The sequence below is a fragment of the Pantoea sp. X-Soil-YNGN-785 genome (assembly GCF_059730585.1).
Map to the genome: position 1 here is coordinate 2,938,436 of NZ_AP035942.1, position 22,658 is coordinate 2,961,093.

Genomic DNA, 22,658 nt, shown 5'->3' on the forward strand with positions numbered 1-22,658 from the left:
ATTTTCCCACAAACGGCTGAAAAGCTTAAAGCGTCTTTACGAAGGGCACTGGCTCCCTGAGCCGGTGCTTCATTCGCCCCGCACGAAAACCCGCTGTATCTCCTTTCTCAGCCGTAACGACCCGTAATGTAATCTTCGGTTCGTCGCTGTTTCGGCGCGGTGAAGATCCGGTCAGTCTCATCAAACTCCACTAACGCGCCCTGATGCATAAACGCGGTGTAATCTGACACGCGCGAGGCCTGCTGCATGTTGTGCGTCACCAGCACCAGCGTGAAGTGCTGCTTCAGCGTGGTCATCAGCTCTTCAATCACCAGCGTGGAGATCGGATCCAGCGCGGAGGTCGGCTCATCCAGCAGCAGCACTTCCGGCTCAATGGCAATGGCGCGGGCAATCACCAGCCGCTGCTGCTGTCCGGTCGAGAGCGTCAGCGCATTCTGTGACAGCTGATCTTTCACCTCACCCCACAGCGCCGCCGCACGCAGCGCACGCTCACACGCCTCGTTCAGTACCCGCCGATCGCGCACACCCTGTAAACGCAGCCCGTAAACCACATTTTCATAAATCGATTTTGGAAAAGGATTAGGCCGCTGAAACACCATGCCGACCCGACGGCGCAGCGCGGAGAGATCCTGTTCGGGGCGCAGGATCGGCTGCGATCCCAGTAACACTTCACCCTCTACCCGGCAGTGATCAATCACGTCGTTCATGCGATTAAAGCAGCGCAGCAGCGTCGACTTGCCGCAGCCCGAGGGGCCAATCAGCGCGGTAATCCTGTTTTTCGGCACCTGCAGCGAAATATCCTGCAGCGCCTGGCGCTCGCCATACCACAGCGACAGATGGTTAACGGTCAGCGCGATATCCGTTTCGGACGTCATAGTCATAGCCTGTTATTGAGTCATAAGGCGATAGCGTTCACGCAGACGGTGACGCAGGCCCATCGCCAGCAGATTAAGCGACAGAATAATCAGCACCAGCAGCAGCGCGGTGGCGAACACCAGCGGCCGGTCAGCTTCAATATTCGGACTCTGAAACGCCAGATCGTAAATCTGGAAGCCCAGATGCATAAACTTGCGATCCAGATGCAGATAAGGGAACACCGCGTCGACCGGCAGTTCCGGCACCATTTTTACCACGCCCACCAGCATCAGCGGCGCGGTTTCACCTGCTGCACGCGCCACCGCCAGAATCAGGCCGGTCAGCATGGCCGGCACTGCCATCGGAAGCACCACGTTCCACAGCGTTTCCGCCTGGGTCGCGCCCAGCGCCAGCGAACCCTGCCGCAGGCTGTTGGGAATACGCGATAAGCCCTCTTCGGTCGCCACAATCACTACCGGCAGCGTCAGTAACGCCAGGGTCAGCGACGCCCAGAGTAAACCTGGCGTGCCGAAGGTGGGATTGGGCAGTGCGCTGGCAAAAAAGAGCTGATCAATCGTGCCGCCCACCAGCCAGACAAAGAAGCCCAGACCAAACACCCCATAAACAATGGAAGGAACGCCGGCCAGATTGACTACCGCGATGCGCACCAGCCTGGTCAGCGCATTCCGTCCGGCATATTCATGCAGCCAGATAGCGGCGACGACGCCCAGCGGCATCACCACCACCGACATCAGCAGCACCATCAGCACGGTGCCGAAAATCGCCGGAAACGCGCCGGATTCACTTTCGCCCCCGGCAGGTGAATCACTGACGAAACGCCACAGCTGATGCAGAAAATGTCCGGTTTTGCCGGTCAGCGTCATCGCGTTCGGCTTCCAGCTGTCGACGATTTCGGTCAGCGGAATCGCATGTTCATTGCCCTGCCCATCCCGCAGGATTAACAGATCGCGCTGACTCTGCTGTTGCAGAGAAGCCAGTGTCTCACTCAGCTGATTAAAGCGGCGCTGCAGTGCGGCCTGATTCGCCTGATATTCTGACTCTGCCTGCAGATCAAAGCGTCCGGCAGCCCGGTTTATGGCCGCCTGCTCATCAAGCTCTTCACGCTGGCTGTTGAGGCGCGCCATATCCACCCGGCGAATCTGGTTAGCCTGCCGCACCAGCATCTGTACCTGACCGAGCCGCTGATGCAGCAGCGCATCGGGATTCTGTGCAGTTAACTCTTCGTTATCTTCACGCAGGCCGACAAACCAGCCATAGGCCTGACCGTGGCTGCGCCGCTGCAGCACCATGACGTCCGGTGGCTGACTGATTGTTGCCGCTGCACGGCTGTAGACCACGCGGAAATCGGGAGCGTCCCAGTCGCGGTTACCGGTTTTAATCAGATAGCGATTCATCTGACCACCGCTGTTGCCCTGCTCATCGGCCGGCGCTGGAAAATGCCGCTGATGTTCCAGGGTTTCACCCAACAGGCGCGTTTCACCGCCTTCAGGCTGGCTGAAGGTATAGAGATCCACGCGCTGCGGCCAGAAAGCACGGACGCCCTGCCACGCCAGTAGCCCAATCAGCAGCGTGAAGGCCAGCAGGCAGACGGCGACGGCACCCGCGGTTAACCAGCGCCAGCGATCGTTCTGTCGCATCGCCTTCATGCCTGCTCCTCCTGCTGGCTGTAACGCTGACGCAGCCGCTGGCGGATGAGTTCGGCAACCGTGTTAATCACCAGCGTAAACAGCAACAGCATCAGGGCGCTGAGAAACAGCACGCGATAGTGCGCACTGCCCGCTGCCGCTTCCGGCATCTCAATGGCGATGTTGGCGGACAGTGCGCGAAGACCGCTGAACAGGCCACCTTCACTTTGCGGCGTGTTGCCGGTCGCCATCAGCAAAATCATGGTTTCTCCCACGGCGCGTCCCAGACCGATCATCAGCGCGGCAAAAATCCCGGCGGAGGCGCCCGGCAGTACGACGCGGGTCAGGGTTTGCCATGGCGTTGCGCCCAGTGCCAGCGAACCCTGGCCCAGCGCCGCAGGTACGCTGAACAGCGCATCTTCAGAGAGGGTGAAGATCAGCGGCACCAGCGCAAAGCCCATCGCCAGCGCGGCCACCAGCAGATTGCGCTGCTCGTAATGGGGCAGCCAGTCGCCCGCATCCGGTATAAAAAGCGTGGGCAGCCACAGTGTCAGCAGTGTAACCAGCAGCAACAGCGGCAACAGAATCACTACTTCCCGGCCCGGCTGACGCCAGCGCGGCGGTAAACGCGCGCTGAATACGCCACACAGCAGCAGCGCGCCTGCCAGCGTCAGGGGCAGCAGCAGTACCCCCACCAGCGCCTGACCAATATGCGGCGCGAGCCAGATCCCGGCAATCAGCCCCACCACTACGCTTGGCAGCGCGCCCATCATTTCAATGGCTGGTTTAACCCAGCGCCTCAGCCCCGGTGCCATGAACCATGCGGTGTACATCGCCGCGGCCAGCGCCAGCGGCGTGGCAAACAGCAACGCTAAACTGGCCGCTTTCAGCGTTCCCGTGACCATCGGCATCAGGCTGAACTTGGCCTGATAGCTGTCACCGGCGGCGGTGGATTGCCAGACCCAGTCGGGTCCGGGGTAGTTTTCATACCAGATTTTCTGCCAGAAATTACGCCAGGTCACATCCGGCCACGGATTATCGAGCCGCAGGGTTTGCCAGCTTCCCGCCCGCTCAATCAGCAGGCTGTCGCCATGGGGTGAAAACTGCGCCTGCACGATGCCGGGTTCAAGCTGACGCTGCAGTATCGGGCCAGTCTGCTTGCTGGCGAACAGTCGCAGCATTCCCTGTTTACTGAGCGTCGCAAACACGCGACGCTGTGATTCTGTTACCAGAATCGTCTCGCCATCGCTGTGCGCAAAGGTCCGGATACGCTGCAGGCGCGGCCCCTGATCGCTGGCGATAGCAAACCACTGGGTGACACCGCTGCGATCCTGAATCAGCAGGCTTTTGCCGCCCACCAGCAGATGCAGACTTTGTGGGGGCTGCGACAGAGTATGCGTTTCGCGCAGCAGGGCACGGTCATCGTCGAGCTGCCAGACCCGCAGCAGCGTGCCTTCGGTGGTGTAGAGCAGATCGCCGGAGGGCGAGATCGCCAGCAGATCAAGCTGGCGTTGCGGCAGCGGGATAACCGACGCCTGACGATCGGTGCCCAGCGTCAGCACCCGCAGTCCGGCCTCAGTGAGAGCAGCGATGCGCCACTGACCCGCATGACGCGTCGCCAGCGCCATCTTTGTCACTGCGCCATCAGGCAGATGAAAGGGTTTGTCGCCCAGCGGGAAGCGCCACTGCTGGTCGGTCGCAGGCTGCATCAGCGTCAGCGCGCCCTGCATATTCAGTAGCAGCGTCTGCCCATCGGCACTCTGCACCACCTCATCAGGCGCCGGGGTCAGCGCCAACGCCGGTTCCGCAGGCTGACCATCCAGCGGAATAAAACGTGCTGCACCGTGCGCGCTGATACGCCAGCCAATGTTGCCCTGATTGCCTATTGCTAAAGCGGGCGTACGATCCCAGAGTTGCTGGCTGGCCGCGATTTGCAGGCCCGGCGCATTAAACAGCGGTAATACCACGCCAATCAGCCAGCAGAACAGCAGCAGCATCAGTAGCAGGATCGCGACGCCACAGCAGGTGATCAGCCGCCGCGTCAGACGATCAACGGCACGACGCTTGCGATCGCTGAATTGGACAGGAATGTGGTTTGCGCTCATGCGGTTCCGGTAGCAGGCCAAAATAAGCCGCTATGTTGCCCGTAGCCGATTGATAAGACAACTCCTGGCGTTGGACAACGCTGCCATACTCTCGCCATAATGTTGGTGGATACTGGATCTTCAGTCCTGCAACCGCTAAATGGAGTGAGAATGGGTCAGGTAAAGCTTTATATAGAAAAAGAATTAAGCTGGTTATCCTTTAATGAACGGGTTTTGCAGGAAGCAGCAGACAAAAGCAATCCACTGATTGAGCGGATGCGCTTTCTGGGCATCTACTCCAACAATCTCGACGAATTCTATAAAGTGCGTTTCGCCGACCTCAAACGCCGCATTCTGATTGGTGAAGAGCAGGGTTCCGCCAGTACGCCACGCCATCTGTTTAAGAAAATTCAGCAGCGGGTGATGAAGTCCGATCAGGAGTTCGACGCACTTTATAACGACCTGCTGCTTGAGATGGCACGTAACCAGATCTTCCTGATCAATGAACGCCAGCTGTCGCCCAACCAGCAGGCGTGGCTGCGCCACTACTTCAAACATGAACTGCGTCAGCATATCTCCCCGATTCTGATCACCCATGAAACTGACCTGACCGAATTCCTTAAAGATGATTACACCTACCTGGCGGTAGAGATTATCCGTGGTGACGATATTCGTTATGCACTGCTGGAGATCCCGTCCGATAAAGTGCCGCGCTTCATCAATTTACCGGCAGAGCCACCGCGCCGTCGCAAGCCAATGATCCTGCTGGACAACATCTTACGTTACTGCCTGGATGATATTTTCAAAGGCTTCTATGACTACGACGCGCTTAACGCCTATTCAATGAAAATGACGCGTGACGCCGAGTACGATCTGGTGACGGAGATGGAGTCGAGCCTGCTGGAGCTGATGTCCTCCAGCCTGAAGCAGCGACTGACGGCGGAGCCGGTGCGGTTTGTCTATCAGCGTGACATGCCGGAGGCGATGGTTGAGCTGCTGTGCCACAAGCTCTCGATTTCCAACTTTGACTCAATACTGCCGGGCGGCCGCTATCACAACTTCAAAGACTTTATCGGCTTCCCGAACGTAGGTAAAAACAACCTGGTCAACCGCCCGCTGCCGCAGATTCGCCACATCGGTTTTGATGGCTTCCGCAACGGCTTTGATGCGATCCGCGACCGCGACGTACTGCTCTACTATCCGTACCACACCTTTGAGCACGTGCTGGAACTGCTGCGTCAGGCGTCGTTTGACCCCAGCGTGCTGGCGATCAAAATCAACATCTACCGCGTCGCTAAACACTCCCGCATCATGGATGCGATGATCCATGCCGCCTATAACGGTAAAAAAGTCACGGTGGTCGTTGAGCTGCAGGCACGCTTTGATGAAGAAGCCAATATTTACTGGGCGAAACGCCTGACCGAAGCAGGCGTGCATGTCATTTTCTCCGCACCCGGCCTGAAAATTCACGCCAAGCTGTTCCTGATTTCACGCCGCGAAGGCGAAGAGATTGTGCGCTACGCGCATATCGGCACCGGCAACTTTAATGAGAAGACCGCGCGGCTTTATACCGATTACTCGTTGCTGACCGCGGATGCGCGCATCACCAATGAAGTACGCCGGGTGTTCAACTTTATTGAGAATCCTTACCGGCCCGTGACGTTCGATCACCTGATGGTGTCGCCACAGAACTCGCGCCGGATGCTGTATGAACTGATCGACACCGAAATTGCCAATGCACAGCAGAATAAGCCCTGCGGCATTACTCTGAAAATCAACAATCTGGTGGACAAAGGTCTGGTAGATCGGCTTTATACAGCCTCCAGCGTAGGGGTGAAGGTCAATCTTCTGGTGCGCGGAATGTGCTCATTAATCCCGGACCTGCCGGGGATCAGTGAAAATATTCGTGTCATCAGTATTGTTGACCGCTATCTGGAACACGATCGCGTCTATATTTTTGAGAATGGCGGCGATAAGAAGGTGTTCCTCTCCTCCGCTGACTGGATGACACGTAACATCGATTACCGCATCGAAGTGGCCGTGGCGATCCTCGATCCCCACATCCGGCAGCGCATACTCGACATTATTGCTATTCAGTTGAGTGATACGGTGAAAGCCCGCATCGTCGATAAAGAGTTGAGTAACCATTACGTCCAGCGCGGCAACCGTCGTAAAGTGCGCTCGCAGCTGGCCATCTATGATTACATCAAGAAACTGGAACAACCTGAATAAATCCTATGCCAATTTCTCATAAAAGTACGCCAAAACCCCAGGAGTTTGCGGCGATTGACCTGGGCTCGAACAGTTTCCATATGGTGATTGCGCGGGTCGTCGATGGTGCGATGCAGGTACTGGGCCGCCTTAAACAGCGCGTCCATCTGGCTGACGGGCTGGATGCTCAACACAACCTCAGCGAAGAGGCAATGGAGCGGGGATTAGCCTGTCTGGCTCTGTTCGCCGAGCGCCTGCAGGGGTTCAGTCCCAGCAACGTGACGATTGTCGGCACCCATACGCTGCGCGAGGCGGTCAACGCCGAAACCTTCCTGCAGCGGGCTGCTGAGGTGATCCCTTATCCGATCGAAGTGATTTCAGGCCATGAAGAGGCGCGTCTGATCTTTATGGGTGTTGAACACACGCAGCCGGAGAAAGGTCGCAAGCTGGTGATCGACATCGGCGGCGGCTCCACCGAGCTGGTGATTGGCGAGGATTTTGAACCGCAACTGGTTGAGAGCCGACGCATGGGTTGCGTCAGTTTCGCCCAGCTCTATTTCCCGAAAGGCGAAATCAGTCGTGAAAACTTCCGTCGCGCCCGCTTAGCGGCTGCGCAGAAGCTGGAAACGCTGGCGTGGCAATACCGTCTGCATGGCTGGCAATATGCGCTGGGTGCGTCCGGCACCATCAAGGCCGCCTGCGAAGTGCTGCAGGCGATGGATGAGAAAGAGAAGCTGATTACGACTGAGCGCCTCGACAAGCTCTACGACGAGGTGATGAAGCACAAATCCTTTGCGGCCCTCAGCCTGCCGGGCCTGTCGGAAGAACGCAAAGGGGTGTTTGTGCCCGGACTGGCGATTCTGTGTGGCGTGTTTGATGCGCTGGCGATTCGCGAGCTGCGTCTTTCTGACGGTGCACTGCGTGAAGGCGTGCTCTATGAGATGGAGGGCCGTTTCCGCCATCAGGATATTCGCAGCCGTACGGCACAAAGTCTGGCGAATCATTACGCCATCGACAGCGATCAGGCGCGCCGCGTGCTGGACACCACCGAGCAGCTTTATTTGCAGTGGAGCGAGCAGAACCCGAAACTGGCTAATCCGCAGCTGGCCGCTCTGCTGAAGTGGGCGGCGATGCTGCACGAAGTGGGCCTGACGATTAATCACAGCGCCCTGCAACGTCATTCCGCCTATATCCTGCAAAATACCAACCTGCCGGGCTTCAATCAGGATCAGCAGATGCTGCTGGCGGCGCTGGTCAGATTCCACCGCAAAGCGGTGAAGCTCGACGAGTTGCCGCGCGTCACGCTGTTCAAGAAAAAGCAGTTTGTGCCGCTGATTTTCCTGCTGCGCCTGGGTACCCTGCTGAACAATCAGCGCCAGGCCACTACGCGTCCGGATGCGTTAACTCTGAAATGCGATGACGGCCACTGGACGCTGATTTTCCCGGCGGGCTACTTCAACCAGAACAACCTGGTTCAGCTCGATCTGGAACGTGAGCAGGTTTACTGGAACGACGTTACAGGATGGAAGCTGATCCTCGAAGAAGAAGCCTGACAACCCGGGCGCCTGGTGCCCGTTTAACTGAATTGATGAATATGACACAACCAACTGCACCACTTTCAGGCGAAAACTATTTTGCCGAAACCTATGGTTTAACATCGCCCCACTCCGAAGTGGTTGCGGCTCTGCCTCAGCTCAACGTCGGCAAGGCGCTGGATCTGGGCTGTGGCGTGGGACGCAATACGCTGTTTCTGAACCAGCACGGCTTTGACGTCACGGCATGGGACCATAATCCGCAAAGCCTGGCCCGCCTGCAGGATATTATTGCCCGGGAAAACCTCAGCGGAATTCACACCGAGCAGCGCGACCTGAACAACACGCGCTTCAATGGCGGCTTCAACTTTGTGCTGTCGACCGTAGTGATGATGTTTCTGCAGCCGCAGACCATTCCACAGCTGATTGCTGACATGCAGGCCTGTACGGTCAGGGATGGTTTCAACCTGATTGTGGCGGCGATGAATACGGAAGATATGCCCTGCCCGGCTGATTTCTCCTTTGCTTTCAAGTCGGGCGAATTGAGCCACTATTACCGCAACTGGCACATCGTGAAGTACAACGAACATCCCGGTCAGCTGCATCGTAAAGATGAAAATGGCAATCGCATTACCTGCCGCTTTGCTACGCTGCTGGCACAAAAAGCGAGTTACTGATCTTTATCTGCTGTTTTTTTCAACAGCGATTGATTTCATCAGGCGACTGTGACTAAATATTGCAGTCGCCCCTGATGGGGTCATTACAGGAACCACCCCGCGTGAACAGCGCTATTTCTCCCCGAAGACGTCAAAAAACCGGCACCATGACCCGTATTGTGTTGCTGATCAGTTTTATCATTCTCTTTAGTCGCCTGATATTTATCCTGCCCGCTGCCTTCGAGCATCACCAGCAACAGAAAGCGATTCCTGAACCGGTTACCGTTACATCAGGTGATACGCGCTAACGAATACTGACTTTTCGCCTGAAAGACTTCTTAAAAGTAAATGTTATCCAGACAACTGGACTCTTTTTTGCATCCCTTTTTCAGGCGAAACGCTACACTTCGTGCTGGTGCTTTCAGACTAAAGGGATCTCATTGTGTCTGCCTCTCACTCTCAACGTTTAAGTGAAATACGTCATCGCATTCTGACGCTGCTGCTCAACGAGCACGATCTGGTTGATGCTCTGCTGGAGAAATCCGGCGATCTCAATCCTGAACAGCAACGTGAAAATGCGGCCCAGCGTGATGCGCTGGAACAGGACATTCTGCAACTGCATGCCGCTGACCTCGCGGATATTCTCGAAGCCCTGCCCGAAGAGGAGCGTCAGGCGCTGTGGCGGCTGGTGCCAAATGAGCGGCGCGGCCACGTGCTGGTTGAAGCCTCTGAAACGGTCTGGGCCAGCCTCACCGAGGAGATGAGCGATCGCGATATTCTGCGAGCTATCCAGCCGCTGGATATCGACGACCAGGTCTGGCTGGCGCGTTATCTGCCGCGTGACCTGACCGGACGCCTGCTGGCAACCGTGGAGCCTGCTCTACGCGCCCGCATGCTCGATATGGTGCAGCTCGACCGCGATCGCGTGGGCCGGGTGATGGATTTCAATATCCTGACGGTGCGCGACGATGTCACGCTGGCAACGGTGCAGCGTTTTCTGCGTAAGCGTAAAGACATGCCAGGCGGCACGGATAAGCTGTTTATCACCAATAAAGAGAATCAGCTGCTGGGCGAGCTGATGCTGACAGATATCCTGCTTAACAAACCTAAAACCCTGGTGAGCGACGTCATGAATGCGCGCCCAACCACCTTCCAGCTCAACGATAAGGCCGAAGACGCCGCCAGCGCCTTTGAGCGTTATAACCTGATCTCTGCCGCCGTCACTGACGCAAAAGGCAAACTGATTGGCCGTGTCACCATTGAAGACATCATCGACCTGGTGAATGCCGAAAACGAAAGCAACATCCGTAAAATGGGCGGTATCAGTCAGGAAGAGGATGTTTTCGCGCCGGTGCGTAAATCGGTGCGTAAACGCTGGGCCTGGCTGGCGATTAATCTCTGTACCGCTTTTGTCGCCTCGCGCGTTATCGGGCTGTTTGAAGGGACGATTTCTCAGATCGTCGCGCTGGCAACCCTGATGCCCATTGTCGCGGGTATCGGCGGCAACACCGGTAACCAGACCATCACCATGATTGTGCGGGCGCTAGCCTTACATCAGGTTGAACCGGGTAACTTCTCTTTCCTGATCGTCCGTGAGCTTGGCGTGGCGCTGATCAACGGCCTGTTCTGGGGCGGCATCATGGGCGGCATTACCTGGCTCATGTATGACAATATGGCACTGGGCGGCGTCATGATGCTGGCCATGGCGCTGAACCTGCTGCTGGCCGCGCTGATGGGCGTGCTGGTGCCGCTGGTGATGACCAAAATGAAGCGCGATCCGGCCGTGGGTTCCAGCGTGTTGATCACCGCGCTGACCGATACCGGTGGCTTCTTTATCTTCCTGGGGCTGGCGACAATCTTCCTGCTGCCGCACTGATTAGCCGCGAAGGCCGTAACGTTGCAGCGACCCGTTAAGATTGCGCTGTCGCGTCACCTGTGCCAGCTCACGGGTCGCCGCAGGCAGCATATAATTACCGCGCTGGCTCAGCCACTCCAGTACATCCGCTAAGTGCCAGATAGCGGTTTTACCGTCATGCACCGGCAGCGGAAACGGCGGGCGGTGGCTGAGCATCAGCTTACGCATATTCTGTCGCGTCATGCCGATGATCTCCGCCACATCTGTCAGGCCCACAAAATCGGGGGCTGCTTCCACCAGCGTGGCGCCCGGTATCGCGCGCAGTACATCCTCTTCCGCCTGCTTTAATACGTCCGTTGCAGAGTCAGACTCCCTGGTGAACTCCAGTGCAATTCGTCCAGGCATCCCCAGACCGATCAGCGCATCGTCACAGCCTGCTGCTGCCAGCGTTTCCAGCATCTCATCCACCGGCGCATGCCCTTCCGGCAGGCTGAACCGTAGCGTAAAACAATATTCCATATGCCTCTCCTTGTGCTTTCTCAGGACTTCAGATAGTGACAGTTATCGACCACGCGCCGCAGCGCACGGGCATGATGATGTACGTTTTTTGGTGTGCTCCAGATACAGGTCAGACAGAACTCCCCGCATCGGCACATCAACAGATTTTTCGGGCAGTACATTTTGCCCCAGGCATGATGGCCTCCGGTAACCACCAGCCAGCCGTGGGATTCGGCGTAACGTAACGCCATCTCTATCTCTTTACCGGGATGCCGCTTCCTTGCCATATGTGCCCCTATGCTGACGCCGAATGAATGAGTTGTCAACTGACAACTCAATGAATATTTCTTAATATGGCTCAGCATGCGGAGACTTTTTCTCGCAGTAAAACAGTCAGGGTATAAACTGGAAAACGTCACGCAAAAAACGATCGGCAGCAGTAACGATAATTATTGGAGGCAATATGTTTAAAGCAGAGGATTTTGTTCAGTCGAAAACCGGCGGCCCTAAAATGCAGGTGCTCCGCGTAGAAGGCGACACCCTGTGGTGCGCGCGCATTGATGATGCGGCGAAGAAAGAGATTGAAGTGAAGGCAGAGAGCGTCAACCTCTATCATGAAGAAGGTGACTTTGGCGTGTGCTGAGGCAAAACGGCCCCTGACGGGGCCATATTGTCAGGGCTTGTCCTGCTGAAGATTGTCGTTGCCCAGACCGCCAATAAACGGCAGCCGCAGCCGGAATGGCGAAAAATCGAGTCCCATGTTCAGACCCAGCAGGTTCATTTCAAATCCCTCTTCTGCACCCAGTGTCACGCCCGCCACGCCCAGAATCGACACCTGCACACCGCGCCCGGATGGCGGCAGCCCGACAGGACGCCACAGTGGCCGGTAATCTTTGCCCAGCGCATTGGCGGGGAGATCCAGCCTCAGGGCGGGCACTTCACGGCCAATGTGTGCCAGGAAGGTGTTGCTGTTCGGACCTGGCCAGGCACGGTAGGTTGTCGGCCACGGATACGATTTAATGGCGGCTTCTATCTGCGGGATCATTGCTTCAGCTTCCGGTCCGCGATGTTCCACCAGCAGCCGCGGTTTTGCGCCATACCAGTAACCATCCGGCAGGTTGGTGTTGCGGCGGACCTTATCACCACTGCCCCAGCTAATCACTTCATAGCGCGTGTAGCGTGTTTCACCCGCACGCTTGAAGATGATCCACGGATGCACCGCCACCCGCCCTTTCCAGCCATAGGTCGGTGCGGCATAGACCTGCACGATAGCCAGGCTATATAAAGCGCGCGGATCGGGCGCTATGCCAGCCGAATCACGCCGGGCAGTCGCCCAGCCACCTGACTCTGAACTTTCGCCGTGACGCGTTGCCTGCGCAATGCTGGCTCCGAGCGATAACAGCAGTACGGCAACAAAAAACAGGCTGAACACTTTCAGTGAGAGCATGACAACATTCCTGGTGACGTAAGAATCACGAAATGCCTGATCAGCAGGCGGTTTCAGTAAGTGGTGGCGTTGGGATAGATCGGTGAAAGCGGGACACAGCTGAAGTGAAGTGCAGCTTTTACTGCATGGAGGATAGCGTAATTCCCGGCAATGTGAACAGAAAACCGCCAGATGGCTATCCGGATGTGCCGAAAGGTTAAAGCGGGGAGTCTGCGTGTGTTTCAGGCAATAAAAAACCCGCTGGAAGCGGGCTTTTTAGGCATCAGGGTTTAATCGGCGCAAACCGGTTTATTCCCACTCAATCGTCGCCGGTGGCTTACCGCTGATGTCATACACTACACGGGAAATACCGTCGACTTCATTGATGATGCGGTTAGAGACGCGGCCCAGGAAATCATACGGCAGGTGCGCCCAGTGTGCGGTCATAAAGTCGATGGTTTCTACCGCACGTAGCGAGACAACCCAGTCATATTTACGGCCATCACCCATCACGCCGACCGAACGAACCGGCAGGAAGACGGTGAATGCCTGGCTGACTTTGTTGTAGAGATCCGCTTTGTGCAGCTCTTCGATGAAGATAGCATCGGCACGACGCAGCAGGTCGCAATACTCTTTCTTCACTTCGCCCAGTACGCGCACGCCCAGACCCGGACCCGGGAACGGATGGCGGAACAGCATGTCGTATGGCAGGCCCAGCTCCAGACCAATCTTACGCACTTCGTCTTTGAACAGCTCTTTCAGCGGCTCAACCAGGCCCATCTTCATCTCTTTCGGCAGACCACCCACGTTGTGGTGTGACTTGATCACGTGCGCTTTACCGGTGGCAGACGCCGCCGATTCAATCACGTCCGGATAGATGGTGCCCTGCGCCAGCCACTTCACGTCCTGCAGCTTCAGCGCTTCTTCGTCGAACACTTCCACAAAGACGCGACCAATGGTTTTACGCTTGGCTTCAGGTTCATCAATACCCGCCAGCGCATCCAGGAAGCGCATTTCAGCCGGTATATGGATGATGTTCAGACCAAAGTGGTCGCCAAACATATCCATCACCTGCTGTGCTTCGTTCAGACGCAGCAGGCCGTTATCCACAAACACGCAGGTCAGGCGGTCACCAATGGCGCGATGCAGCAGCATTGCGGTCACAGAGGAGTCCACGCCACCTGACAGACCGAGGATCACTTTGTCGTTACCCACCTGCTCACGCAGGCGCTCAACGGCATCTTCAATGATTTTGGCAGGGGTCCACAGGGCTTCACATTCACAGATGTCGATGATGAAGCGCTCGAGCATCCGCAGACCCTGGCGGGTGTGGGTCACTTCCGGGTGGAACTGCACGCCGTAGAAACGCTTCTCTTCGTTGGCCATGATAGCGAACGGACAGCTTTCTGTGCTGGCAACGGTCACGAAGTCAGCCGGGATCGCCGTGACTTTGTCGCCGTGGCTCATCCAGACATCCAGCAGCGGTTTACCCGCAGCGCTAATCGCATCTTCGATGTCGCGAACCAGCGCGCTTGGCGTGGTGACTTCGACCTGCGCATAACCAAATTCGCGCTCATTTGATCCTGAAACGGTGCCGCCCAGCTGCATCGCCATGGTCTGCATACCGTAGCAGACACCCAGCACCGGCACGCCAGCGCTGAAGACATATTCAGGTGCACGCGGGCTGTTCAGCTCGGTGGTGCTTTCCGGGCCGCCGGAAAGGATGATGCCGCTTGGGTTGAACTGGCGGATCTGCTCTTCGGTGACATCCCATGCCCAGAGTTCACAGTAAACGCCGAGTTCGCGCACGCGGCGGGCAACCAGCTGAGTATATTGTGAGCCGAAATCGAGAATCAGAATGCGGTGCTTATGGATATTTTCCGTCGTCATTGAGGGGTTTCCAGAACGGTGACTTGATCAATAAAAGCGCCCGGCTGAAGCCGGGCGGGAAATCGGGATTATGAACCCATGCGGTAGTTCGGTGACTCTTTGGTGATGGTCACATCATGCACGTGGCTCTCATTGATGCCTGCGCCGCTGATGCGGACAAATTCCGCTTTGGTGCGCAGGTCGTCAATGGTCGGGCAACCGGTCAGGCCCATGCACGAACGCAGGCCGCCCATCTGCTGATGTACGATCTCTTTCAGACGGCCTTTATAGGCCACGCGGCCTTCGATGCCTTCCGGCACCAGTTTGTCGGCGGCGTTATCAGTCTGGAAGTAACGGTCAGAAGAGCCTTTGGACATCGCGCCCAGTGAACCCATACCGCGATAGGATTTGAACGAACGGCCCTGATAGAGTTCGATCTCGCCCGGTGACTCTTCGGTCCCCGCCAGCATCGAACCGACCATCACACAGGAGGCACCTGCGGCGATCGCTTTGGCGATGTCGCCGGAGAAACGGATACCGCCATCGGCGATAACCGGAATACCAGTGCCTTCCAGCGCAGTCACGGCGTCAGAAACGGCAGTAATCTGCGGAACGCCCACGCCGGTCACGATACGGGTCGTACAGATAGAGCCAGGACCGATACCCACTTTAACAGCGCTGACGCCTGCCGCGACCAGCGCCAGTGCGCCTGCGCCGGTAGCGACGTTGCCGCCGACGATTTCAAGGTCAGGATATTTGGCACGGGTTTCACGGATACGTGACAGCACGCCTTCAGAGTGGCCGTGTGAAGAGTCGATCAGCAGCACGTCAACGCCCGCAGCAACCAGCGCATCGATACGCTCTTCGTTACCGGCACCCGCGCCTACTGCCGCACCGACACGCAGACGACCCTGCGCATCTTTACAGGCGTTAGGTTTACGTTCGGCTTTCTGGAAGTCTTTAACAGTGATCATGCCCAGCAAATGGAAGCTGTCATCCACCACCAGCGCTTTCTCAACGCGCTTCTCATGCATTTTCTGCAGCACGACGTCGCGTGCTTCGCCCTCTTTCACCGTCACCAGACGATCTTTCGGGGTCATAACCGCAGAGACCGGCTGAGAAAGGTCCGTTACAAAGCGGACGTCACGACCGGTGATGATACCGACCAGTTCGTTGTCGAGGTTAACAACCGGATAGCCCGCAAAGCCGTTGCGCTCGGTCAGCGCTTTAACGTCAGCCAGTGGCGTGGTTGGCAGCACGGTCTGCGGATCGGTAACCACGCCGCTCTCATGTTTCTTCACCTTGCGCACTTCATCCGCCTGGCGTTCAATCGACATGTTTTTGTGGATGAAGCCAAGGCCGCCTTCCTGTGCCAGCGCAATCGCCAGACCCGCTTCGGTCACGGTATCCATGGCAGCGGAGAGCATAGGAATATTCAAACGGATATTTTTGGTCAGCTGAGTGCTGAGATCGGCCGTATTAGGCAGGACGGTGGAGTGAGCAGGAACGAGCAGAACGTCGTCAAAAGTGAGTGCTTCTTTAGCGATTCTTAACATGGCAATACTCCACCTCGGGTGATTGAGATTAGATAAAATATTGCCGTGGCATTATACAGGCCGTAATCGATTGCCTCCAGCATTATTTACGAAAAACTCTTGATCCGCACTGACAGCCCTGTAGTATCGATGAATTAACCTGCTGATTTGGAATTTGATCTTCGTCACATGTCGCTGCCATCTACCGCCAATATTTTTACCGTCAGCCGTCTCAATACGACAGTGCGTCAGTTGCTGGAGAAAGAGATGGGCCTGGTCTGGATCAGCGCCGAGATCTCCAACTTCACGCAACCGGCCTCCGGTCACTGGTACTTCACGCTGAAAGATGATGGCGCTCAGGTTCGCTGTGCCATGTTCCGCAACAGCAACCGTCGCGTCACCTTTCGGCCGCAGCATGGTCAGCAGGTACTGGTTCGCGCCAACATCACGCTCTATGAACCTCGCGGTGACTATCAGCTGATTGCTGAAAGCATGCATCCGGCGGGTGAAGGCCTGCTGCAACAGCAGTTTGAACTGCTGAAAGCAAAGCTGGCGAGCGAAGGCTTGTTTGAGCCGCAGCATAAGCAACCGCTGCCGGAACCGGCGCGTCAGGTCGGGGTGATCACCTCCTCCACCGGCGCAGCGCTGCACGATGTGTTACGCGTGCTGCATCGCCGTGATCCCTCCCTGCCTGTAGTCATCTACCCGACTGTGGTACAGGGCGTCGATGCGCCAGCCGCTATCGTCCGGGCGATTGAAATTGCCAACCTGCGCAATGAGTGCGATGTGTTAATCGTCGGGCGCGGCGGCGGTTCGCTGGAAGATTTATGGAGCTTTAACGACGAACGCGTGGCGCGTGCCATTTTTGCCAGCCGCATTCCTGTCGTCAGCGCCGTCGGTCATGAAACGGATGTCACCATCGCGGACTTCGTCGCCGATTTACGCGCCCCTACCCCTTCAGCAGCCGCAGAAATCGTCAGCCGGAACCAGCTGGAGCTGCTGCGCCAGTTGCAATCGCAGCAACAGCGGCTGGAGATGGCGATGGATTACTATCTGGCGCGCCAGCAGCGGCTTTACACGCGTCTTGAACATCGCCTGCAGCAGCAGCATCCACAGCTGCGTCTGGCCCGTCAGCAGACCGCCCTGTTCCGCCTGCAGCAGCGTCTGGGTGAAGCGATGGAAACCCGCCTGCGTCAGGCCACACGTCAGCAGGATCGCCTGGCGCATCGGCTCAACGCTCAACAGCCGCAGCAGCGTCTGTTCCAGGCGCAAAAACAGCTGCAAAGCTGGCACTATCGCCTGCAGCAGAGCATGGCAACACAGCTGAGCAATAATAAACAGCAGTTTGGTCAGTTGGTCGCACAGCTCGAAGGTGTCAGCCCGCTGGCGACGCTCGCGCGTGGTTTTAGCGTGACCACCGACACCGCCGGTCAGGTGGTGAAGAAAACCGCACAGCTGCAGAGCGGCGACCTGCTGCGCACCCGTCTGGATGATGGCTGGGTTGAAAGCCAGGTGACACAGCTGTTACCTGAGAAAAAGCGCCGCCGTAAAACCGCTTCCTGACGCTCTCCGCCAGCTCACACTCCTCCACTTAACGCTGGCCTCATTCATGAGTCCTGTACAGCCTGATCGATTGTTTTTAGGGCTGATTTTTGCTGCCAAAAATTCTCATAGAACCCGTGAGAATGGTTGTCTGAAAAATAAGCGCCATCTCCAATCCGCCCCTGACACTGACTTTGCGCGCCACCTCACATTTTTCCATTTACCGCTGGCCTCGCTAATGAGGTCTAACCAGCCAGACGGGTCTATACTTTTGACTCATTCCTTTTTGCCAAGGAGTCTTACATGGCTTACTGCGTTATTCCTCCCTATATCCTTCGCAAGATCATCGCTCACAGTTCCGGCCACCAGCAGGCGCAGGCGCGCCGCACCCTGACGCACGTTCAGCACCTGATGGCGGAACACTGGCAAAAACCGACCGGCGTGAAAACAGCGGCGGGCGGTCATGTTGATCGTGAAATTTATGATGCGCAAAACCAGGAAACCCTGCCGGGTAAGCTGATTCGTCAGGAGGGCCAGCCGGGTAATGATGATGTCGCGGCTGAAGAAGCCTGGGACTACCTTGGCGTCACCTATGACTTCTTCTGGCAGGCGTATCAGCGTAATTCGCTGGATGGTCAGGGCCTGAAGTTGCTGGGTACCGTGCATTATGGTGAGAAATACCAGAACGCCTTCTGGAACGGTCAGCAGATGGTATTTGGCGATGGTGACGGCGAAATCTTTAATCGCTTTACCATTGCGATTGACGTTGTGGCCCACGAACTGGCACATGGCGTCACGGAAAACGAAGCCGGATTAATCTATTTTGAGCAGGCTGGCGCACTGAATGAGTCGCTGTCGGATGTCTTTGGCTCGCTGGTAAAACAGTTCAGCAAAAAGCAGCGTGCGGATGAAGCAGACTGGATTATTGGTGAAGGGCTGCTGGCGAAGGGTATTAACGGGCGTGGTCTGCGGTCGATGTCCGAACCCGGCACCGCCTACGACGACCCGCTGTTGGGCAAAGACCCGCAACCGGCCCACATGGATCACTATGTGAAAACCCGCGAAGACAATGGCGGCGTGCATATCAACTCCGGCATTCCTAACCGGGCTTTTTATCTGGCGGCCAAAGCGCTGGGTGGTCATGCGTGGGAACAGGCGGGATATGCCTGGTATGACACGGTGTGTGACGACGAACTGCCACAGGATGCAGATTTTAAAACCTTTGCTCGCTTCACCATTAAGCATGGCGAAAAGCGGTTTAACCCGTCAGTGAGCAGTGCCATTGAACAGGCGTGGAAGGAGGTTGGCGTGCTATGAGTGACCTGCCCGAACTCACCGATGATGCGACCATTGTCGTCGCGCGTGAAGGCGGCATGGCCTTTATTCCGGGGCTGCGTGCCGAACGTCGTTTTATGCTGGGCGAACTGCCACCCCCTGAAAAACAGCGCGTCTGCCACGCGCTTGAGCAGGCGATGCCGCTGGGCGAACCCGAGGAGAAAGCCGCACAGGTGGGCAGTGGCGACCAGCGTTATTTTCGCATCCAGATTCAGTATGCCACCCGCCGTGAGGCGGGCACCATTGTGCTGCTGATTCCGGAACAGATAGCCCCGCCTGAGCTAAAGGCGCTGTGGCACGACGGAAAATAAGCAAATAAAAAGGGCCGACAATGTCGGCCCGGAGACAGCTGATAATCTGATGTGAATTTAGCTGCAACGAATGAGCCTAAAGCGAAGGTAACACGGTCAGAGGAGGAAAGCGTCCCGCGCCATGGACGGCGCGGGCCGAGCAGTCATGGATGACGATTTTGCGACTTTCCGATCTGACCGTTTTCCCTGAGCATGCTCGGTTTTACAGCAAATGGGGTAAGACTTTTTCAAAAAAAGGGCCGACATTGTCGGCCCTTTTCTTTATGCGTTGTTACTTGCTGTCTGGCAGCGCGTAAGCAATCACGTAATCACCGCGGTCCGGTGACTGACGTGCGCCACCTGCCGAGATCAGGATGTACTGCTTACCATCTTTCGGTGAAACGTAGCTCATCGGGCCACCCTGACTGCCGACCGGCAGGCGTGCTTTCCACACCTCTTTACCGGTTGAAGAGTCAAAGGCGCGCAGATAGTAATCCTGCGTACCGGCGATGAACACCAGGCCGCCCTGTGTTGCCAGCGTACCGCCCAGCGTTGGCATGCCAACCGGCATTTTCACACGCATTTTGATGCCAAACGGACCGGTATCCTGCACAGTGCCGACCGGCACCTGCCAGACGATTTTCTGGGTTTTCAGATCAATCGCCGACAGCGTACCAAATGGCGGCTTCTGACAAGGAATGCCCAGCGGCGACATAAAGCGGTTTTTGTTCACAGCATATGGCGTGCCTTTCAGCGGAACGGCACCCATACCGGTGTTGATCGCTTCGCCGCCGTTGCTGCCACGGGCAATGTTGCTGGTATCCGCCGGGATCATCTGAACCCACAGGCCCAGACGCATGTCATTGACGAACAGCAGATGGTTGTTCGGATCGATCGACATGCTGCCCCAGTTCATCCCGCCCAGCGAACCCGGGAAGCTCAGCGACTTGTCGGTGTCCGGCACGGTGAACAGGCCGTCGTAGCGCATCGATTTGAAGGCAACACGGCAGGCCAGCTGATCGAACGGCGTTGCACCCCACATGTCAGACTCTTTCAGCGTCTGGTTGCCAATCTGCGGCATACCGGTCGAGTGTGGCTGTGTTTTCGTGTACTGCTCGTTCGGGATATGACCCTGCGGCATCGGCAGTTCTTCGACTTTGGTCAGCGGCTTGCCGGTCATACGGTCAAGCACGAAGATCATGCCGGTTTTACCACCAATCACCACCGCTGGCGTGGTGCTGCCATCTTTCTGCGGGAAGTCGATCAGGCTTGGCTGCATCGGCAGGTCGAAGTCCCACAGATCGTTATGTACGGTCTGATAGACCCACTTCTCTTTACCGGTAGTCGCATCCAGTGCCAGCACTGAAGCACCGTATTTGTGATCCAGTTCGGTACGGTTCGCACCCCAGAGGTCAACCGAGGAACTACCCATCGGGATGAACACCGTGTTCATGGCCGGGTCGTACGACATCGGCGCCCAGGAGTTTGGCGTACTGCGGGTATAATCTTTACCCGGCATCAGAATCGCATTCGGGTCTACATTGCCTGGGTCAAACGCCCAGCGCATTTTACCGGTGATAACGTCAAAGCCACGCAGCACACCACCTGGCATATCGGTCTGCACGTTATCTGCGACACGACCACCCACCACGACGGTGGTGCCCGCCAGCGTTGGCGCAGAGGTCAGCTGATACTGTGGATCCGGTGCCTGGCCCAGTCCCGCTTTAAGATCAACGATGCCGTGATCGCCGAAGTTTTCACAGAACTCACCGTTGTCGGCGTTAATCGCAATCAGACGCGCGTCGATGGTGTTCATCAGAATTCGACGCTGGCAGCTGTCACCGGCTGGCAGCACAGCGGCAGGTACAGGTGAAGAGCCCGGCTTATCCGGCTGTTGCAGCGGTTTGGTTGCGTCAAAATAAGCCAGACCACGGCAGCGTGGCCAGACTTCTGCTTTGGCATTGATTTCACGTTTCCAGATCTGCTTACCGCTGTTGGCTTCAACCGCGATGATGTTGTTGTGCGGCGTACAGAGGTAAAGGGTATTGCCAATCTGCAACGGTGTCTGCTGATCTTCCGCACCGTTACCGGTCGGGCTGACAGGCGTATCACCGGTGTGGAAGGTCCAGGCGACCTGCAGATCTTTCACGTTGTCGCGGGTGATTTGGTCCAGCGCCACAAAGCGGCTGCCCTGCGGGGTATTACCGTAGTTATCCCAGTCTTTCTGCTGTTTCGCTTTATCAACCGGGATCAGTGGCAGCTCTTCGCCGGTCGCTGCAACGGTAGGATGTGGCTGGAACATCTGCACCAGCGTCACCACCATGCCTGCCGCCAGCAGCGCAGAGAAGGCGTATGAAGGTTTTGCCAGTGAGTGCTTACCTTCGTGCTTACGCAGTGAAGGCCAGATCAGGAAGGCCAGCAGCATCAGTCCGGCTGGGACCATCAGGCGCGAAACCAGTGGCCAGAACTCCAGACCCGCATCGAACAGCGACCAGATCAGGGTGCCGACAAAGACCAGCAGGAACAGAACCACTGCCGATGATTTGCGACGGAAGAATTGAATTGCGGAGAGCACAGTGACGATACCCGCAATTAAAAAGTACCAGCTGCCGCCAAGGGCTACCAGTTTGCCGCCGCCAATGGCAAAAAACAGACCGGTGGCAAGCAGCACCAGTCCGAGAAGCACGGATGCGATTCCCAGCCCCTTTCCGGAGCGGGAGGATGTTTCAGCCATAACACTTACTCTCCTGAATAAACAGAGCATCCGGACAGATGCCGTCCGGTCTCTGGCGCGTTATGCACGTCCGCGCAGAGCATTGCTCTGTTTCAAATCGAATATAAACAGACCCGCGTCCGTGAGAATCTGTGGGCCGGAAGAGCACGGATGTGGCTGACCCCTCCCACGACGCGGCAGGATTGTACCACCTGGTACATTACAGAGTGAACATATACAACGCGTTTGTTACGGAGTAATAGCATTTTTGCTACAAAAAAGGGCCAGGGGTCACTCTGCGTTATCTGACATTTTAAGCGTAGCTGAAAGCGAGGTCAGTGACCGGGTGGCTGGAAAAGTACGCGCTTGCGGGAGATCAGACCATGTCCGTTGCGGCAAAAATAGTCCACTGCGCCGCAGGCTTTCAGCACCTCAAGTGGCTGATGACACTCAGGACAGCAGGAATGCGTCGGGTAATGCGCTCCGCAGGCTGTGCAGGTAAATTCACCGTCGCTGAGCGACAGCGGTTGCTGACATTTTTCACAAAGTACACGCATTGTGTTCTCCCCTCACTGCGTTATTCAGCGCAAAAAAAAGAGGGCCAGATGGCC

At 56.8% G+C, this 22,658-nt stretch carries 19 protein-coding genes; 9 read left to right on the forward strand and 10 right to left on the reverse strand.

Going from position 1 to position 22,658, the window contains the following annotated elements; translation table 11 throughout:
• Positions 1-107: 107 nt before the first annotated feature.
• Genes pstB through AC6I8E_RS13625 form a run of 3 tightly spaced genes read right to left on the reverse strand, consistent with a single transcriptional unit; the run spans position 108 to position 4,606 of the window.
• Positions 108-875 carry a phosphate ABC transporter ATP-binding protein PstB gene (gene pstB, locus AC6I8E_RS13615; RefSeq protein WP_497824097.1) on the reverse strand — a complete coding sequence of 256 codons (768 nt, stop codon included), beginning with the start codon at positions 873-875 and terminating at the stop codon, positions 108-110.
• Positions 876-887: 12 nt separating this feature from the next.
• Positions 888-2,522: a phosphate ABC transporter permease PstA gene (gene pstA / locus AC6I8E_RS13620; protein WP_497824098.1), complete on the reverse strand. Its 1,635-nt coding sequence runs from the start codon at positions 2,520-2,522 to the stop codon at positions 888-890.
• Complete coding sequence (locus AC6I8E_RS13625; RefSeq protein WP_107320012.1) at positions 2,519-4,606, reverse strand: ABC transporter permease subunit; 2,088 nt, start codon at positions 4,604-4,606, stop codon at positions 2,519-2,521. Before AC6I8E_RS13625 ends, pstA begins: the two co-directional genes overlap by 4 nt.
• Before the next feature lie 150 nt (positions 4,607-4,756).
• Between AC6I8E_RS13625 and ppk1 the strand changes: the two genes are divergently transcribed.
• From ppk1 to mgtE, 5 genes are all read left to right on the forward strand, one after another.
• On the forward strand, positions 4,757-6,817 hold the full coding sequence (gene ppk1, locus AC6I8E_RS13630) for a polyphosphate kinase 1 (protein ID WP_033733510.1): 2,061 nt from the start codon (positions 4,757-4,759) through the stop codon (positions 6,815-6,817).
• Positions 6,818-6,822: 5 nt separating this feature from the next.
• Positions 6,823-8,349, forward strand: a complete 1,527-nt coding sequence (gene ppx / locus AC6I8E_RS13635; protein WP_497824099.1) for an exopolyphosphatase — start codon at positions 6,823-6,825, stop codon at positions 8,347-8,349.
• A gap of 41 nt (positions 8,350-8,390) precedes the next feature.
• Complete coding sequence (gene tehB, locus AC6I8E_RS13640) at positions 8,391-9,005, forward strand: tellurite resistance methyltransferase TehB (protein ID WP_497824100.1); 615 nt, start codon at positions 8,391-8,393, stop codon at positions 9,003-9,005.
• Positions 9,006-9,106: 101 nt separating this feature from the next.
• Positions 9,107-9,292, forward strand: coding sequence for a YfgG family protein (locus AC6I8E_RS13645; RefSeq protein ID WP_013358709.1), 186 nt, complete (start codon positions 9,107-9,109; stop codon positions 9,290-9,292).
• A gap of 134 nt (positions 9,293-9,426) precedes the next feature.
• Complete coding sequence (mgtE, locus tag AC6I8E_RS13650; RefSeq protein ID WP_033783872.1) at positions 9,427-10,860, forward strand: magnesium transporter; 1,434 nt, start codon at positions 9,427-9,429, stop codon at positions 10,858-10,860.
• Here the strand turns inward: mgtE and AC6I8E_RS13655 are convergent, their stop codons facing one another.
• Together AC6I8E_RS13655 and AC6I8E_RS13660 are read right to left on the reverse strand one after the other, a co-directional pair.
• Positions 10,861-11,358 (reverse strand): helix-turn-helix transcriptional regulator, encoded by a 498-nt coding sequence (locus AC6I8E_RS13655; protein ID WP_013358711.1) that lies wholly within the window; start codon positions 11,356-11,358, stop codon positions 10,861-10,863.
• A gap of 20 nt (positions 11,359-11,378) precedes the next feature.
• Positions 11,379-11,624, reverse strand: a complete 246-nt coding sequence (locus AC6I8E_RS13660) for a hypothetical protein (RefSeq protein ID WP_095706802.1) — start codon at positions 11,622-11,624, stop codon at positions 11,379-11,381.
• A gap of 176 nt (positions 11,625-11,800) precedes the next feature.
• Between AC6I8E_RS13660 and AC6I8E_RS13665 the strand changes: the two genes are divergently transcribed.
• On the forward strand, positions 11,801-11,980 hold the full coding sequence (locus AC6I8E_RS13665; RefSeq protein WP_013358712.1) for a GDFGVC terminal motif YodC-like protein: 180 nt from the start codon (positions 11,801-11,803) through the stop codon (positions 11,978-11,980).
• A gap of 30 nt (positions 11,981-12,010) precedes the next feature.
• Here the strand turns inward: AC6I8E_RS13665 and AC6I8E_RS13670 are convergent, their stop codons facing one another.
• The 3 genes from AC6I8E_RS13670 to guaB all read right to left on the reverse strand — a co-directional run bounded on the left by AC6I8E_RS13670 (position 12,011) and on the right by guaB (position 16,188).
• Positions 12,011-12,784, reverse strand: coding sequence for a DUF3750 domain-containing protein (locus AC6I8E_RS13670; RefSeq protein ID WP_201252420.1), 774 nt, complete (start codon positions 12,782-12,784; stop codon positions 12,011-12,013).
• Between the two features lie 288 nt (positions 12,785-13,072).
• Entirely contained in the window at positions 13,073-14,653 is a 1,581-nt protein-coding gene (gene guaA, locus AC6I8E_RS13675) for a glutamine-hydrolyzing GMP synthase (RefSeq protein ID WP_095706801.1), read from the reverse strand.
• Positions 14,654-14,721: 68 nt separating this feature from the next.
• Entirely contained in the window at positions 14,722-16,188 is a 1,467-nt protein-coding gene (guaB, locus tag AC6I8E_RS13680; protein ID WP_013358717.1) for an IMP dehydrogenase, read from the reverse strand.
• Positions 16,189-16,356: 168 nt separating this feature from the next.
• Between guaB and xseA the strand changes: the two genes are divergently transcribed.
• The 3 genes from xseA (at position 16,357) to AC6I8E_RS13695 (ending at position 19,355) form a co-directional block, all read left to right on the forward strand.
• The gene (xseA, locus tag AC6I8E_RS13685) at positions 16,357-17,730 is read left to right on the forward strand and encodes an exodeoxyribonuclease VII large subunit (RefSeq protein ID WP_147789565.1); all 1,374 of its coding nucleotides are present in this window, start codon (positions 16,357-16,359) and stop codon (positions 17,728-17,730) included.
• 282 nt (positions 17,731-18,012) lie between these two features.
• On the forward strand, positions 18,013-19,026 hold the full coding sequence (locus AC6I8E_RS13690) for a M4 family metallopeptidase (RefSeq protein ID WP_418162813.1): 1,014 nt from the start codon (positions 18,013-18,015) through the stop codon (positions 19,024-19,026).
• Positions 19,023-19,355 (forward strand): protealysin inhibitor emfourin, encoded by a 333-nt coding sequence (locus AC6I8E_RS13695; RefSeq protein ID WP_033733520.1) that lies wholly within the window; start codon positions 19,023-19,025, stop codon positions 19,353-19,355. Before AC6I8E_RS13690 ends, AC6I8E_RS13695 begins: the two co-directional genes overlap by 4 nt.
• 271 nt (positions 19,356-19,626) lie before the next feature.
• On the opposite strand, the gene AC6I8E_RS13700 is transcribed toward AC6I8E_RS13695, so the two are convergent.
• Together AC6I8E_RS13700 and AC6I8E_RS13705 are read right to left on the reverse strand one after the other, a co-directional pair.
• Positions 19,627-22,068: a glucose/quinate/shikimate family membrane-bound PQQ-dependent dehydrogenase gene (locus tag AC6I8E_RS13700; protein WP_497824101.1), complete on the reverse strand. Its 2,442-nt coding sequence runs from the start codon at positions 22,066-22,068 to the stop codon at positions 19,627-19,629.
• A 314-nt stretch (positions 22,069-22,382) separates the two neighbouring features.
• A complete protein-coding gene (locus AC6I8E_RS13705; protein ID WP_497824102.1) occupies positions 22,383-22,604 on the reverse strand; it encodes a zinc ribbon domain-containing protein in 222 nt (73 codons plus the stop codon).
• Between the last annotated feature and the right edge of the window lie 54 nt (positions 22,605-22,658).

What these genes read in the sequence shown, in the direction of transcription:
- pstB (WP_497824097.1), bottom strand. Translation starts at nt 875, where the DNA reads ATGACGTCCGAAACGGATATCGCGCTGACCGTTAACCATCTGTCGCTG.
- pstA (WP_497824098.1), bottom strand. Translation starts at nt 2,522, where the DNA reads ATGAAGGCGATGCGACAGAACGATCGCTGGCGCTGGTTAACCGCGGGT.
- AC6I8E_RS13625 (WP_107320012.1), bottom strand. Translation starts at nt 4,606, where the DNA reads ATGAGCGCAAACCACATTCCTGTCCAATTCAGCGATCGCAAGCGTCGT.
- ppk1 (WP_033733510.1), top strand. Translation starts at nt 4,757, where the DNA reads ATGGGTCAGGTAAAGCTTTATATAGAAAAAGAATTAAGCTGGTTATCC.
- ppx (WP_497824099.1), top strand. Translation starts at nt 6,823, where the DNA reads ATGCCAATTTCTCATAAAAGTACGCCAAAACCCCAGGAGTTTGCGGCG.
- tehB (WP_497824100.1), top strand. Translation starts at nt 8,391, where the DNA reads ATGACACAACCAACTGCACCACTTTCAGGCGAAAACTATTTTGCCGAA.
- AC6I8E_RS13655 (WP_013358711.1), bottom strand. Translation starts at nt 11,358, where the DNA reads ATGGAATATTGTTTTACGCTACGGTTCAGCCTGCCGGAAGGGCATGCG.
- AC6I8E_RS13660 (WP_095706802.1), bottom strand. Translation starts at nt 11,624, where the DNA reads ATGGCAAGGAAGCGGCATCCCGGTAAAGAGATAGAGATGGCGTTACGT.
- AC6I8E_RS13665 (WP_013358712.1), top strand. Translation starts at nt 11,801, where the DNA reads ATGTTTAAAGCAGAGGATTTTGTTCAGTCGAAAACCGGCGGCCCTAAA.
- AC6I8E_RS13670 (WP_201252420.1), bottom strand. Translation starts at nt 12,784, where the DNA reads ATGCTCTCACTGAAAGTGTTCAGCCTGTTTTTTGTTGCCGTACTGCTG.
- guaA (WP_095706801.1), bottom strand. Translation starts at nt 14,653, where the DNA reads ATGACGACGGAAAATATCCATAAGCACCGCATTCTGATTCTCGATTTC.
- guaB (WP_013358717.1), bottom strand. Translation starts at nt 16,188, where the DNA reads ATGTTAAGAATCGCTAAAGAAGCACTCACTTTTGACGACGTTCTGCTC.
- xseA (WP_147789565.1), top strand. Translation starts at nt 16,357, where the DNA reads ATGTCGCTGCCATCTACCGCCAATATTTTTACCGTCAGCCGTCTCAAT.
- AC6I8E_RS13690 (WP_418162813.1), top strand. Translation starts at nt 18,013, where the DNA reads ATGGCTTACTGCGTTATTCCTCCCTATATCCTTCGCAAGATCATCGCT.
- AC6I8E_RS13695 (WP_033733520.1), top strand. Translation starts at nt 19,023, where the DNA reads ATGAGTGACCTGCCCGAACTCACCGATGATGCGACCATTGTCGTCGCG.
- AC6I8E_RS13700 (WP_497824101.1), bottom strand. Translation starts at nt 22,068, where the DNA reads ATGGCTGAAACATCCTCCCGCTCCGGAAAGGGGCTGGGAATCGCATCC.
- AC6I8E_RS13705 (WP_497824102.1), bottom strand. Translation starts at nt 22,604, where the DNA reads ATGCGTGTACTTTGTGAAAAATGTCAGCAACCGCTGTCGCTCAGCGAC.